Source organism: Bacillus sp. GC_Bacil_1, from assembly GCF_026540675.1.
Taxonomy (GTDB): Bacteria; Bacillota; Bacilli; order Bacillales; family Bacillaceae_G; genus Bacillus_A; species Bacillus_A cereus.
This window is the reverse complement of record NZ_JALNUG010000007.1, coordinates 216,075-230,625: the sequence shown is the minus strand read 5'-3', so window position 1 is coordinate 230,625 and position 14,551 is coordinate 216,075. Positions and strand designations below refer to the sequence as shown.

Below are 14,551 nucleotides of genomic sequence, written 5' to 3'. Positions count from 1 at the left end.
GATTTCCGTTGTCTATTATAGAAATATAGAGTATTGCGAAAGGGGAAAGTAACATGACATATATATTAAAAACAAACCAGTTAACGAAAGTGTTTAAAGGGAAAGAAGTTATTTCCGGTGTTAACATGCATGTGAAAAAAGGAGAAATTTACGGTTTTTTAGGACCAAACGGTGCTGGTAAAACAACGATTATGAAAATGATTACAAATTTAATAAAACCGACGAGTGGTGATATTGAAATCTTCGGTGAGAAATTAACAGATACATCTTATGAAGTATTAAAAAGAATGGGGACAATTATTGAATACCCAATCTTTTATGATAAATTAACGGCGAAAGAAAACTTAGACCTGCATTGTGAATATATGGGCTACTACGATAAAAATGCAATTGACCATGCTTTACATTTAGTGAAACTACAAGGGATAGATAATAAAAAAGTAAAAGATTTTTCATTAGGAATGAAACAACGACTCGGTATTGCAAGGGCAATCGTGACAAAGCCAGAATTGCTCATTTTAGATGAACCAATTAACGGTTTAGATCCAATTGGTATTAAAGAGTTACGAGAATTATTTAAAATGCTCTGCAAAGAATACGGTATTACATTATTAGTTTCTAGTCATATTTTAGGTGAGATGGAACTAATGGCCGATACAATTGGTGTGATTCAAAATGGAAAACTAATAAAAGAAGTTTCAATGAAGAGTATTAACGGAAAGCAAACAGAGTACATTGAAATCACTGTTCCTGATGTGAAACGTGCAGCTTATATTTTAGAAGATAAACTTGGTATAAAAAACTACAAAATAATGAGTGGAACCATGATTCGTGTGTATGATACGTCAGCGTCTCAGCAGGCCATTTCAAAAGCACTTATTATGAACGATGTGGAAATTGAAAGTATTAATAAGAAACATAGTTCCTTAGAAGAATATTTCTTAAATGTAATGGATGGAGAAGGTATTCATGCTTAATGGACTGTGGCTGAACCTGGTAAGTGGATTTATCGTAATGCTAATAAGTGGAATTTTATATTATAGAAAACCAGAGCGGAAATGGTTGTTAATTCTACTAGTGATAGGAATGTTAAGCTTCGTTACTGCTGGAATTAGAATGTTAGCTGCATAAAGACAGTTATATAAAGAATGGAGGAGTGGTTTGTATGCTTAGATTAATGAAGCTCGAATGGAAGAAACATAAATTATCTAGTTACTTTAAAGGGGTAGCAATTTGTATTATAGCAATTTTCGCTGCAGTAAGCCTTATGGCATTGGGAATGAAAGCCGAGGAAGACATGCTCTTCTCTGACTTCACACAGAATATGGCTTTAGTAAATATTTTTATTAGGATAACATTCATTATTTTTAGTTCGGTCATTTTATCACGTTTAGTAATTGATGAGTATAAGAATAAAACGATACAACTATCATTTATGTATCCGCTTCAAAGGAAAATGCTAATGAGTGCGAAATTAACAATTGTTTTTTGTTTTTGTTTTGTGAGTACCATTATCGCGACTTTCATTATTAGTTTGCTTGTTTATTTTGTGAGTCCAATGATGGGACTGATTGAAACACCAGCTACGATAGGTGAAATAATAGCTATCGTTCCAGGTACTATTATAAGTGCATTTATGATATCTGGTATAAGTTTAATTCCTTTGTTTTTTGGAATGAGAAAGAAATCGACACCGACAACGATTACTTCGGCAGTAATAATTGGTATGCTGATTAGTGGTAACTTTGGACCTGGAAACGGTCAAGTAAGTATGTTTGATTTTATAGCTATCCCAATCGTGCTCTGTTTATTAGGAATTTTCATTAGTTATCTATCGTTTCGTAAAATCGACAAGATCGATGTGGCGTGAAGCAAGCTTAAAACAAAAAACGAACTGGGGTATGAATGGTGAAAAAAATAATAGTAATTGCAATATTATTCATTACAATTGCTAGTGCGGTTTTTGGTTTTAAGGTGTTTCAGGGGAAAGATTTTAAGAAAGAAAAGTCTTTTGAAATCAATAATATAAAAGAAATAGAAGTAGACAATGAAAATTGGAATCTTGAATTTAAAAGTAAAGACGCTAATAAAATAGTAATTTCCGCTCAAGGTGAACAAGTAGATAAAGAGATAGATCCTGTCAAAATAGAAAATGATGAAAATAAAATTATGATTAAACAAAAACAAAAGATGAACAGATTTTTTAATGGTTTCACGTTTAGGAAGAAAAATAGTATATCTATAGCTATTCCGAAGAAAGAAATAGATAAAATTGTAGTAAATAATAAATCGGGTGATGTGAAAATAAGAGATATAGTAGTAAAAAGCATCGTGACAAAAGGAAAATCTGGAGATGGAATGATTACAGGGTTATCGGCAGAGAAGGGTGAATTTACATCCGAAAGCGGAGATTTAATGTTAAAAGATAGTTCATTACAAGAAGTAAATATAACTTCCACTACTGGAGATAATTATGTAAAAAATGTAAAAAATGAAAATATGAACATCAATTCAACATCTGAGGAAGTATTACTGAAAGATATGACAGAAGGAAAATCATTATTTGTAGAAACAGAATCAGGGGATATTGGCGTACGGTATAAAGGTGTCCCTACATCATTGAAGCTTATGGCTAAAAGTAATTCGGCTGACGTAATAGTGGATTTAAAAGGACTTAAGAAAGATAAAAATACAGACAAAATAAAAGTAGGAACGATTGGTGATGCAAAAAATGAAGCGAAGATTTTAAGTGAAACAGGAGTCATTTATATTGATTAAGTCCAAGGAGGAAGGAGGAATATCATGCTACGTCTTATGAAGTTAGAATTGAAGAAATTTAAGTTTGGATGGTATGTGAGGGGAGCAGTTATTGCAAATATTATTATACTGGCATTATTAATCTTTGTTAGTTTCATTGCACAAATAGAAGGAGATCCAGAAATAAGAGATCCGCAGATGATTTTGTTAATGGCTAGTACAGTAGTAAGAGCAACATTTATTATTTTTGGTAGTGTATTAATAGCAAGGTTAATAATTGGCGAATATAAAAATAAAACAATACTACTCATGTTTTCTTATCCCATTAACCGAAAGAAAATGATGGCTAGTAAGTTGGCTATTACAGCGATAGTAACATTTATAACAGTTATTGTATCTAACATTTTAGTAGTAGGAATCTTCTTTGGGATAGATAGTTGTTTTTCAATTCTTCCTAATTCATTCACAGTAGATCAATTGGTGCAAGAAGGAATAAAACTAGTTCCTTTAGCCATTGCAACTGCGGGGATGAGTTTAATCCCATTATATTTCGGAATGCGTAAACGTTCAGTACCAACTACAATTGTTTCATCTCTTATCGTTGTCTCAATTGCAATGAATACCAACCCAGAGTTTCCTACAGCAACTTTACTTCCCCTTCAACTAGCATTGGCGGCAATTGGAGTTGTGATTGCGTATTACGGCATTAAAAATATAGAGAAGGAAGATATAACTGTATGATAAGAATATGTGAAAAAGAGTTGGCGTTACACCAACTCTTTTTTGTATATGTACGCTTCGTTACTACTCTGTAAATTTAGAGTGTGTGCTTAAATACTTTTGCACGTCTGGAGAAATGTTAAAGTTATTAGGACTTTTATATTCGATAGTAAACTCGCCGTCGGTACTTGTTTCAAAGGAGATTGCATAGCTATTCATTTTAGCATCGTAAGAAGTATTTTTGACTTCTGCATCTAGATTAAAATATTTTGTAATATACTCTTTTGAGTCCGTAATTGCTGCTTGTTTTCCCCAAGGGGTACCATAATAGGTGAAATAAAGAGATACACTAATAACTCCAATAAGAGAAGTTAGTAAAATAGTTCCCATAGCTATTTTTTTATTTTTTGTATTCAATTTGGTTACTCCTCTTCGTAATATGTATTCATTTTAACCTATATATTCCATAAAACAACCATTTTAAAAAATAGTTTCACATGAAACAAGTTACAGAAAAAGACAAGATATGTAAACATCTTGTCTTTTTTGTCGTTACATTTTAGGAGCTTCCATTCCAGCCGCAGCCCATTCTTCTTTTGCGGGGCCATATACGCCAGGAACTGTTAAGCCAGCTTGTCGCATTAAAACCGTCATTTGTCCGCGGTGGTGATTTTGATGATTAATGAGTGTCATTAGAAATATAGAATTCGGCATAGGGCGACCAAAGAAGTCATTAATAGTAGCTAAGTCTTTATCAGTCCATTTACTTTGAAGTGTTTCAACAAAAGCCGCGTTTACTTTACGGTATTCATCTGCAATTGTTTTTGCAGAAGTTGGAACAGGATAATCTTTCAATTCTCCTTCAAACTTTAGCCCTGTGCCAGATAGTATAACAGGAATTGCCGTCACGATGTGCCAAGCAACTCTACCTAACGTCCAGTGCCCAGGTGCAATTTCTTGTGATAAAGATGCATCGGTTAATGAATCAAGCATTTTCTGAGTAGACTCTGCTTCGTATGTCCATGATTGTAAAAAGCCTTCAATTGTTTGGTACATTATTGTTATCCCCCTCTACTTATGTTCATAGATTAAGTTCGAGAAGAAATGACAAGTTCCCTTTATGTTTTAATGATGGTATTTAAATTTTTATATATAAATTTTATGATACTATTGAGTGTATATAGAATTATATTAATTTAGGGGGATATTATGAAAAGATTGATTTTAGGAATCATAATTTTATTTTTAATGGTAGGATGTAGCAATGAAACCTATAAAAAAGCAATGGATCAAGGGAAATTGGCGTTAGCGAGTAAAGAGTATGACACGGCAGTAGCATCATTTGAGCTAGCATTAGAAGAGAAAAAGGATGATAAAGAAGCAAAGGTATTAAAAGACCAAACTACTAAGATGATAAGTTCGATAAAAGAGAAATCGAGTGGAAATATAGAACAAGCAATAGGTTTGTTTCAAGAAGTAGAAAAAATGAAAGATGGTTCCGCAATCCTTCAAAGTCAAGCGAAAGAACAAAAAGATTCGCTCATAGAGCATAAAGAGTTAAAAGGTCAATATATAGGTCAATTGGAAAAGGCAGAGAAGTTAAAGAATGATAAAAAGTATGAAGAGGCTAAAGGGATAGTAAATAAAATTTTTAACGATACTGGTCAAAATCAACAATTTATTTCGGAAAATCACCGGGCCCAAGAGCTGAATAAGCAAATCGATGGCTTACTAACTCAACAAGCAGAAGTCAAGAAAAAAGAGGAAGAGTTAAAAAATGAAAAGAAAAAAGAGGCTGATATTGGAAAGTTAAAGGGGTCTTGGATGTCATCAGAAAGTACGGACAGGCCAGTTGGGTTGGAAATAGAATCTATTAATAGTGAGAAAACAGGCGGAGAATTTATGGAACATAATATTTTTGGGAAAGGGACTACTATAGGAGACTTTCGAATATTAAGTGTGGACCAAGGGATTATTTCCATAGAGCTTGTATTTTTAATGGGAGAAAGAAAACAGAAGGTTGATTTGAAACTTGAGGAGAACACATTAACTGTACATCATGAGTTTATGGGAGGGACTAAATCTGTGAAATTAGTGAGATCAGAGTAATTTATCCCGCTATTCACCTGCAGTAAAATTCCCACTTCAAGATTCGGCTGGAGCAAAGAAGTTAGGTGGGAGATCCACTGCTCATAAAAGCCCGATTGGTGTGGGTTAATAATCAGTGGGGATGAAGAAAACTCCACTGATTAAAGTTTCACTTTATTTAGTATATAAAAAGGAGGCTTCTAAAACGAAGCCTCCTTTTTAATTAACTTTCTTCCCACTCTTCCTCATCAACCATAAGAAATAAGGTGCTCCAAGTACAGCAACGACAAGGCCAGAAGGAATTTCTTTCGGATATGCGATTGTACGTCCAAGTAAGTCAGCGACAGAAAGAAGGATTGCTCCAAATAGTGCTGAACAAACGAATAGTCTTTGATGGTTCATACCAACAACAATTCTTGCTAAGTGAGGTGCGACAAGGCCTAAAAAGGCAATTGTACCGACAGCAGCGATAGTTACTGATGCAAGTAGTGTCGCTAGCACAATTAGAGCAAGACGTGTTTTATTTACTGGTTGCCCAAGTCCAGTTGCTAAATCGTCTCCCAGTACGAGAACGTCAAGTTGTTTTATTAAGAAAAAGATAATTAATACAAGAATTAGAGATGGATATAGAATGATATTTTCTAAGTGATTCCACCCTCTTGCATACGTACTGCCAGATAACCATGTTAAAGCAGCGGCAACATTCAAATTGGCTCTAACGATAAAGATTTGAATAATTGCTGAGCCAAGTGCAGAAATACCAATCCCTATTAAAGCAAGAGCTGTGGGGCTAAACCCTGATTTCCATGAGAAGAAGAGGACAATTCCTACTGCAAGTAGTCCACCAATAAATGCACCAATTGGTAGGAAGAAACCAGGAAGTGCAGGAAAGACATACATAACAGTTAAAGCACCGACACCAGCTCCCGATGAAATACCAATAATAGAAGGATCGGCAAGTGGGTTTCGTAATATACCTTGGAAAACAAGCCCACTTATTGCAAGGCATGCACCAGCAATAGCGGCAACGAGCATTCTTGGTAAACGAAGATTCATCATCATATTTTTATCAAATTGTGTTAATTGACCTGATATAACATTAGTAATGCTTTCGATATAAGCGTTACTACCGATTGTAACACCAAGAGCAATCGTCACAATACAAAGTGTGATAGATATAATGATGACCTTTTTATAAGAGTAATAGCGGGAACTAGCTCCAGCTGCATTCGCACCGTTATCATTCATATATTGTTTCGACTTCATCATTCGATAAACTAAGTAAATAAGCCAAGGAGATCCAATCATTGCTGTGACTGCCCCAACAGGAAGTTCTGCACCGGTTGGATCTATTAATCTACCGACAACATCTGCTCCAAGCAATAATACTGCCCCCCATAAGAAAGAAGAGAGAAGAAGAGTAAAGTGTTGACGGTATCCGATAAGGCGCATTAAATGAGGTGCAACTAAGCCGACAAATCCAATTGGTCCAACAACAGTAACAATTACTGCTGTTAAAAAGATTGCAGCAATGAAGGCGATAAGACGTGTTATTGCTGTTTTTTCACCAAGAGAAACAGCAACATCATCACCAAGTAAGAGAATGTTGAGTTTACGAGATATAAATAGTAAAACTAGGAAAGAAATAATGATAAATGGAAAAGCAAATTGAACGCCATCCCAGTTATTTTGAATAAGAGATCCAGCTCCCCATAAAAATAAACCAGCTGTTTCATTTTCATAGAAAAGCTGCATCGTTCCGGTAAAGGCAGAGAGCATTAATGTAACGACCATACCAGCTAATGCCATTCTAAGTGGGGTTCCCTTTTTTCCACCAGAAATACGGTATACAAATAAAGCAGTAATAGCACCGCCGATAAATGTGAACAGAAGCGAATTAATTTGCAAGCCTTTCGGTAAGAAAATTGTAGCCGCTACTAGAAAGAAATATGCGCCAGAGTGAATACCCATTGTACTGGATTCAGCAAGTGGATTTTTCGTTAACGTTTGTAAAATAACCCCTGATGCAGCAAGAGCACCTCCAGCTAAAATGGCAATTACAGCTCTAGGTAATCGAAGCATGATTAAAGTTTGATGTTCTAGCGATTGGTTCGGTGAGATAAGAGCATCAATAATCATACTATAGGAAATGTTTGCTTGACCTTGTCCGATATGAATAAAGAAAAGGAGGAGCAAGAGAGCTGCTCCTCCTCCGAATACAAGACTTGCTCGAAGTGTATGTTGTAAGCTATTCATCGTGTAATCACTTCTTCGCTGTCATTACATCTGCTACTTGTGTTGCTAAAGATGTTGCAGACTCAGGACCACCGAAAATCCAAGTGTCGCCTTTTAATTTATACATTTTGTTTTCTTTTTTGAACTTTAATTCTTCCCAAGCAGGGTTGCCTTTTAGTTGCGTGTCAAAAATGTTATCTTCATCCGCTACAATGTAAATGAAGTTTGAATCTTGTACACTTTGTAATGATTCTACAGTTGTTTGTTTGAAACCATCTGGCTCAGATTTTCCTGCTTCAAAAGTATTTGTTAAACCTAATTTTTTTGTAACTTGTAAAGCTAAAGAATTGTCAGTTAAGATACGGAACGTTGGTACGTTTTTAGCAGTAAATGCTTGTGCCATTGCGATGTTTTTATCTTTTAAGTCTGCTTTCTCAATTTTTGCTTTTGCATCAGCGAATGCTTTATCCATATCAGCTAATACTTTTTTACCTTCTTCTTCTTTTCCAACTGCTTTTGCAATTTGTTTAAATGTTTCTGTCATTTCAGCAAAGTGATCGTTATTGCTTGTTGATGGATCAAACATAACTGTTGGTGCAATTTGCTCTAATTCATTTTTAATTGCTTTACCACGGAATGAAGCTGTGATAATTAAGTCTGGTTTTAAACGGCTAATTTCTTCTAAGTTTGGTTGTTGACGTGTCCCTACATCTACAACATCTTTACTTGGTTTTGTTTTTGTATTTACCCATTTATTATAATTCTTAATGTCTGCCATCCCTACTGGCTGAACACCAAGTGCTAATAAGTCTTCTGAATATACCCACTCAAGTACAACTACTTTTTTCGCTGGTTTATCTAACTTCGTTTCCCCTTCAGCGTGTTTAATTGTTATAGCTTGATTTTTATTGTCCGCTTTTGTTTCTTTTTTCTCCTCTTTTTGCTGTCCGCATCCAACAGCGAATAGAAGAACTACTATGAAAATACTGAGAATTTTCTTCATCTTCTGCCCCCAAATTAAGTGTTTTTTGTAACTGGCACCGTAAGTGAAAATGGTTATCAATTACAACAACCAAATCATACTATGAGGATAATTTAAGTGTCAATATTTTTTTAAAATTTTGACTAAAAACAATAAATTATACGGATTTTTATATGTTATAGTCGCTATTTATGAAGAATAAGCTTCTTTACTAAAAAGATTGGCGAATGTGGAAAGTTTAAATGGGAACTTGGCTGTGTACGAAAGTGTAATGTGTATGGTTAATAATCTGTGGAGATGGGGCGAAAGTACAAGCAAAAAGAGTGAGAATCGCATGTAATAATTACTAGAATGTATGGAATAAATCTGTGTTTATCCCTAATAGGTAAAGTATTTCTTTGTTATTTAGATAGATGTTTTCTAACTCGGTGATTGTACTTAAAAGATTGCATGTAAAGGAAGTGATCAACATGTCTTCATGGAGCAATAACGTAAATGGATATTGTGGGTGTAATAATCAAAATGGTGTACATGTTGATTCATGCTGTTTTAGTTGCGATGGGACAGTTCCTAAGTTTGGTCCAACCGGTCCGACGGGGGCAACAGGTGGCACAGGCCCAACGGGGGCGACAGGAGTAACAGGCGACACAGGTCCAACGGGAGCGACGGGAGCAACGGGAGCAATAGGCCCAACGGGAGCGACGGGAGTAACAGGCGATACAGGGGCAACGGGTCCAACGGGAGCGACAGGAGCAACGGGTCCAACGGGGGCGACAGGAGTAACAGGCGACACAGGTCCAACGGGAGCGACGGGAGTAACAGGCGATACAGGGGCAACGGGTCCAACAGGAGCGACAGGAATAACAGGAGCAACAGGCCCAACGGGAGCGACAGGAATAACAGGAGCAACAGGCCCAACGGGAGCGACAGGAATAACAGGGGCAACGGGTCCAACGGGGGCGACAGGAGTAACGGGAGCAACAGGCCCAACGGGAGCGACAGGAATAACAGGGGCAACGGGTCCAACAGGAGCAACAGGCCCAACAGGAGCAACAGGCCCAACAGGAGCAACGGGTCCAACGGGGGCGACAGGAGTAACGGGAGCGACAGGCGATACAGGTCCAACAGGAGCAACAGGCACAAGTATAACGGCAACATACGCATTTGCAAATAATACGTCGGGTACAGCAATATCGGTACTACTAGGTGGAACAAATGTCCCGCTTCCAAACAATCAGAATATTGGTCCAGGTATTACAGTGTCTGGGGGGAACACAGTATTTACGGCTGCAAATGCAGGGAATTATTATATTTCATATTCAATTAATATAACGGCTTCATTATTAGTTAGTTCACGAATTACAATTAATGGGGCACCGCTTGCTGGGACTATTAATTCTCCTGCATTAGCAACGACATCATTTAGTGCGACAATTATTACGACTCTTGCGGCGGGGAGTGCAATTAGTTTGCAATTATTTGGTTTGTTAGCTGTTGCGACATTATCAACAACTACCCCAGGAGCGGTATTAACAATTATAAGATTAAGTTAATGACAAACTCTCTTACTCTTTTAAGATTAAGAGAGTTTCTACATATAATAAGAAGTTAATGAAGTAAAGCATAGTTATACAAAAGTCAGAATATTATGATTGTAACGCTATGGTGACTATAATATAATGAAAATAACCATCATGAATGAACATTCATTTATTTTTTATGTATTTGAAGGGGGAATGAAGGTGGAAAAATCATGGTTGAAAAGTTATCCAGAGGAAATTCCGAGTACGATTTCTTATGATATTCAGCCGCTTCATAGATATGTAGAACAGATGGCTTCTCGCTACCCAGAAAAGAAAGCGCTTCACTTTTTAGGGAAGGATATTACGTTTTCGGACTTCCATGATAAGGTGAAGCGGTTTGCAAATTATCTTCAAAAACTCGGTGTGGAAAAGGGTGATCGAGTTGCTATTATGTTGCCGAATTGTCCGCAAGCTGTAATTGGTTATTACGGTACATTACTTGCGGGAGGTATCGTAGTACAAACCAATCCACTGTATACAGAAAGGGAATTAGAATATCAGCTTCATGACTCGGGAGCAAAAGTAATTCTTTGTCTCGATTTAGTGTTTCCAAGAGTAACGAATGTTCAATCTGCTACAAAAATTGAGCATATTATCGTAACTCGTATTGCAGACTTTTTACCATTCCCTAAAAATCTATTGTATCCATTTGTGCAGAAAAAACAGTCGAATTTAGTTGTGAAAGTATCAGAGAGTGAAACAATTCATCTTTGGAATTCAGTAGAAAAAGAAGTGAATACGAATGTTGAGGTGCCTTGTGATCCTGAAAATGATCTAGCTCTTTTACAGTACACAGGAGGAACAACCGGATTTCCGAAAGGAGTTATGTTAACGCATAAAAACCTCGTCTCTAACACGTTAATGGGAGTTCAATGGTTATATAATTGCAAAGAAGGAGAAGAAGTCGTTCTTGGGGTTCTTCCATTTTTCCATGTTTATGGTATGACAGCTGTTATGAATTTAAGTATTATGCAAGGATACAAAATGGTCCTTATTCCAAAGTTTGATATGAAAATGGTTTTTGAAGCGATTAAGAAGCATAAAGTGACATTGTTTCCAGGGGCACCAACTATTTATATCGCTCTTTTAAATAGTCCGCTTTTAAAAGAATACGATATTTCTTCTATTCGTGCTTGTATTAGTGGATCAGCACCACTGCCAGTAGAAGTACAGGAAAAGTTCGAAAAAGTTACAGGTGGTAAACTAGTAGAGGGATATGGTTTAACAGAATCCTCTCCGGTTACACATAGTAATTTTTTATGGGAAAAGCGAGTGCCAGGTAGCATCGGAGTTCCGTGGCCAGATACAGAAGCAATCATTATGTCGCTTGAAACTGGTGAGGCATTACCGCCAGGAGAAATAGGTGAAATTGTAGTGAAAGGCCCTCAAATTATGAAAGGATATTGGAATAAGCCAGAGGAAACAGCGGCTGTATTGCAAGATGGCTGGCTCCATACAGGTGATGTTGGCTACATGGATGAAGATGGATTCTTCTATGTAAAAGATCGCAAGAAAGATATGATTGTCGCGAGTGGATTTAATGTGTATCCTCGTGAAGTTGAAGAAGTATTATATGAGCATGAAAAAGTGCAAGAAGTAGTGACAATTGGAGTTCCAGATCCGTACCGAGGAGAGACAGTTAAAGCATTTGTTGTGTTAAAAGAAGGTACGGAATGCTCTGAGGAAGAATTAAATCAGTTTGCACGTAAATATTTAGCGGCTTATAAAGTTCCGAAAGTATATGAGTTTAGAGATGAATTGCCGAAAACGACAGTAGGGAAAATTTTGCGCCGTGTTCTAATAGATGAAGAGAAGAGAAAGAATGAGGATGAGCAAACGGGCTAAGGCCCTTTCTTTTTGAAAAAATAGGATTGACACTTTTCTAAATAGTCAGTATTATAAGAATATGAATGACTATTCATTCAGTCATCTTCTTGAAGGGGACAGTAAAGTGAAGAAAAATAGACCGAAATACAATCAAATTATTGATGCGGCAGTCATTGTGATTGCGGAGAATGGGTACCACCAAGCGCAAGTTTCTAAAATCGCAAAGCAAGCTGGGGTAGCTGATGGTACGATTTATTTATATTTTAAAAATAAAGAAGATATATTAATATCCTTATTCCAAGAGAAGATGGGAGAATTTGTCGAAACAATTCGTCAAAAAACAGCAGGAATTGAAAGCGCTGTATCGAAGTTATTCATGTTGGTAGAAACGCACTTCTTGCTGTTGTCGCAAAATGATCCGCTTGCTATCGTTACGCAATTAGAGCTAAGGCAGTCCAATCAAGACTTGCGCCTTAAAATAAATGAAGTATTAAAAGGCTACTTACAAGTTATGGATGAGATTTTAGAGACTGGTATAAAACAAGGTGAATTTCAAGCAGATTTAAATGTTCGCGTGGCAAGACAAATGATCTTTGGAACAGTAGATGAAGTTGTGACCAATTGGGTAATGAGCGATCATAAGTATGATCTGGTCGCACTTTCAAAAACGGTACACGGGCTACTTATTGCAGCTTGTGGTTATCGTCAATAATGGGAGGGATCATGTTGAAATTCCTATCTGTAAGAGTTGAAGATCATATCGCGGTGGCGACGTTAAATCACGCACCAGCGAATGCGATGTCTTCACAAGTTATGCATGACGTTACTGAATTAATTGATCAAGTGGAAAAGGATGATAACATTCGTGTTGTTGTTATTCACGGTGAAGGACGTTTCTTCTCAGCAGGAGCAGATATTAAAGAATTTACATCTGTTACTGAAGCGAAGCAAGCAACAGAATTAGCACAGCTTGGACAAGTTACGTTTGAGCGTGTTGAAAAATGTTCAAAACCAGTTATTGCGGCAATTCATGGAGCGGCACTGGGCGGCGGCCTTGAGTTTGCTATGTCTTGCCACATGCGCTTTGCAACTGAAAGTGCAAAACTTGGTTTACCTGAATTAACACTTGGATTAATTCCTGGCTTTGCAGGTACACAGCGCTTACCACGTTATGTTGGGAAAGCGAAAGCTTGTGAAATGATGTTAACAAGTACACCAATTACTGGTGCAGAAGCATTAAAGTGGGGACTTGTTAACGGATTGTTCTCTGAAGAATCATTTTTAGATGATACGCTTAAAGTTGCAAAACAAATTGCTGGAAAAAGTCCAGCAACAACTCGTGCTGTACTAGAGTTATTGCAAACGACAAAATCGTCTCATTACTATGAAGGTGTACAACGTGAATCACAAATTTTTGGTGAAGTATTTACGAGTGAAGATGGAAGAGAAGGTGTAGCCGCATTTTTAGAAAAGCGTAAACCTTCATTTAGTGGCAGGTAGTTCAATTATTTTTTTAATATAAATTAACAGAAAATTAAAATTGATAGAATCTTTCTGAAAAACAAGGGGGTAAATGGAATGAACATCTACGTACTCATGAAACGAACATTTGATACAGAAGAAAAAATCGTAATTAAAAACGGTGCAATTTACGATGGCGAAGCGGAATTCATCATCAACCCTTACGATGAATATGCAATTGAAGAAGCAATTCAAGTAAGAGACGCACAAGGTGGAGAAGTTACAGTTGTAACAGTCGGTGGCGAAGATAGTGAGAAAGAACTTCGTACTGCATTAGCAATGGGCTGTGATAAAGCGGTATTAATTAATATTGAAGATGATGTAGAAAATGGTGACCAGTTCACGACAGCAAAAGTACTTGCTGAATATTTAAAAGATAAAGATGCAGATTTAATTTTAGGCGGAAACGTTGCAATTGATGGTGCATCTGGACAAGTAGGGCCACGCGTAGCTGAAGCGTTAAATATTCCATATGTAACGACAATTACAAAACTTGAAATTGACGGTACAAATGTGAAGATTGAGCGTGATGTTGAAGGTGATACAGAAGTGATTGCAACTTCATTACCAGTTTTAGTAACAGCACAGCAAGGTTTAAATGAACCTCGTTACCCATCGCTTCCAGGTATTATGAAAGCGAAGAAAAAGCCACTAGAAGAATTAGAATTAGATGATTTAGATTTAGAAGAAGATGATGTGGAAGCAAAGACAAAAACAATTGAAATCTATTTGCCTCCTAAGAAAGATGCAGGAAAAGTGTTACAAGGCGAGCTGCAAGATCAAGTAAAAGAACTTGTATCGTTGCTCCATACAGAAGCGAAAGTAATCTAATAAAATA

At 36.7% G+C, this 14,551-nt stretch carries 15 protein-coding genes; 11 read left to right on the top strand and 4 right to left on the bottom strand.

The features are described from left to right. Positions 1 to 53: 53 nt before the first annotated feature. From OXT04_RS13650 to OXT04_RS13630, 5 genes are read left to right on the top strand one after another with little or no spacing between them, the layout of a single operon-like run. The gene (locus tag OXT04_RS13650; protein WP_000221065.1) at positions 54 to 977 is read left to right on the top strand and encodes an ABC transporter ATP-binding protein; all 924 of its coding nucleotides are present in this window, start codon (positions 54 to 56) and stop codon (positions 975 to 977) included. Then, positions 970 to 1,131 carry a hypothetical protein gene (locus OXT04_RS13645; protein ID WP_000931814.1) on the top strand — a complete coding sequence of 54 codons (162 nt, stop codon included), beginning with the start codon at positions 970 to 972 and terminating at the stop codon, positions 1,129 to 1,131. Before OXT04_RS13650 ends, OXT04_RS13645 begins: the two co-directional genes overlap by 8 nt. Positions 1,132 to 1,165: 34 nt before the next feature. Then, positions 1,166 to 1,870, top strand: a complete 705-nt coding sequence (locus OXT04_RS13640; protein ID WP_000945210.1) for an ABC transporter permease — start codon at positions 1,166 to 1,168, stop codon at positions 1,868 to 1,870. 35 nt (positions 1,871 to 1,905) lie between these two features. Further along, positions 1,906 to 2,778 (top strand): DUF4097 family beta strand repeat-containing protein, encoded by an 873-nt coding sequence (locus OXT04_RS13635; protein WP_267415260.1) that lies wholly within the window; start codon positions 1,906 to 1,908, stop codon positions 2,776 to 2,778. A 24-nt stretch (positions 2,779 to 2,802) separates the two neighbouring features. Then, a complete protein-coding gene (locus OXT04_RS13630; protein ID WP_000945180.1) occupies positions 2,803 to 3,498 on the top strand; it encodes an ABC transporter permease in 696 nt (231 codons plus the stop codon). 63 nt (positions 3,499 to 3,561) lie between these two features. Here OXT04_RS13630 and OXT04_RS13625 read toward each other — a convergent pair whose 3' ends face one another. Both OXT04_RS13625 and OXT04_RS13620 read right to left on the bottom strand, forming a co-directional pair. Continuing rightward, positions 3,562 to 3,894 (bottom strand): YfjL-like protein, encoded by a 333-nt coding sequence (locus OXT04_RS13625; RefSeq protein ID WP_001093300.1) that lies wholly within the window; start codon positions 3,892 to 3,894, stop codon positions 3,562 to 3,564. A 135-nt stretch (positions 3,895 to 4,029) separates the two neighbouring features. Further along, positions 4,030 to 4,533, bottom strand: coding sequence for a DinB family protein (locus OXT04_RS13620; RefSeq protein WP_000284979.1), 504 nt, complete (start codon positions 4,531 to 4,533; stop codon positions 4,030 to 4,032). A gap of 153 nt (positions 4,534 to 4,686) precedes the next feature. Here OXT04_RS13620 and OXT04_RS13615 point away from each other — a divergent pair, with 153 nt between their 5' ends. Next, complete coding sequence (locus tag OXT04_RS13615) at positions 4,687 to 5,586, top strand: hypothetical protein (protein ID WP_000825575.1); 900 nt, start codon at positions 4,687 to 4,689, stop codon at positions 5,584 to 5,586. Between the two features lie 198 nt (positions 5,587 to 5,784). Here OXT04_RS13615 and fhuB read toward each other — a convergent pair whose 3' ends face one another. After that, a complete protein-coding gene (fhuB, locus tag OXT04_RS13610; protein ID WP_267415259.1) occupies positions 5,785 to 7,821 on the bottom strand; it encodes a Fe(3+)-hydroxamate ABC transporter permease FhuB in 2,037 nt (678 codons plus the stop codon). A 7-nt stretch (positions 7,822 to 7,828) separates the two neighbouring features. After that, positions 7,829 to 8,803 (bottom strand): ABC transporter substrate-binding protein, encoded by a 975-nt coding sequence (locus tag OXT04_RS13605; RefSeq protein WP_000722821.1) that lies wholly within the window; start codon positions 8,801 to 8,803, stop codon positions 7,829 to 7,831. 449 nt (positions 8,804 to 9,252) lie between these two features. On the opposite strand from OXT04_RS13605, the gene OXT04_RS13600 reads away from it, so the two are divergent. From OXT04_RS13600 to etfB, 5 genes are all read left to right on the top strand, one after another. Further along, the gene (locus OXT04_RS13600; protein ID WP_267415255.1) at positions 9,253 to 10,335 is read left to right on the top strand and encodes a BclA C-terminal domain-containing protein; all 1,083 of its coding nucleotides are present in this window, start codon (positions 9,253 to 9,255) and stop codon (positions 10,333 to 10,335) included. Positions 10,336 to 10,524: 189 nt separating this feature from the next. Then, the gene (locus tag OXT04_RS13595) at positions 10,525 to 12,210 is read left to right on the top strand and encodes a long-chain-fatty-acid--CoA ligase (RefSeq protein WP_063548716.1); all 1,686 of its coding nucleotides are present in this window, start codon (positions 10,525 to 10,527) and stop codon (positions 12,208 to 12,210) included. Positions 12,211 to 12,316: 106 nt separating this feature from the next. Continuing rightward, on the top strand, positions 12,317 to 12,904 hold the full coding sequence (locus OXT04_RS13590; protein ID WP_000742223.1) for a fatty acid metabolism transcriptional regulator FadR: 588 nt from the start codon (positions 12,317 to 12,319) through the stop codon (positions 12,902 to 12,904). 11 nt (positions 12,905 to 12,915) lie between these two features. Then, complete coding sequence (locus OXT04_RS13585) at positions 12,916 to 13,692, top strand: enoyl-CoA hydratase (protein WP_000911291.1); 777 nt, start codon at positions 12,916 to 12,918, stop codon at positions 13,690 to 13,692. A gap of 78 nt (positions 13,693 to 13,770) precedes the next feature. Further along, positions 13,771 to 14,544, top strand: coding sequence for an electron transfer flavoprotein subunit beta (gene etfB / locus OXT04_RS13580; RefSeq protein ID WP_001029028.1), 774 nt, complete (start codon positions 13,771 to 13,773; stop codon positions 14,542 to 14,544). The last annotated feature ends 7 nt before the right edge of the window (positions 14,545 to 14,551 follow it).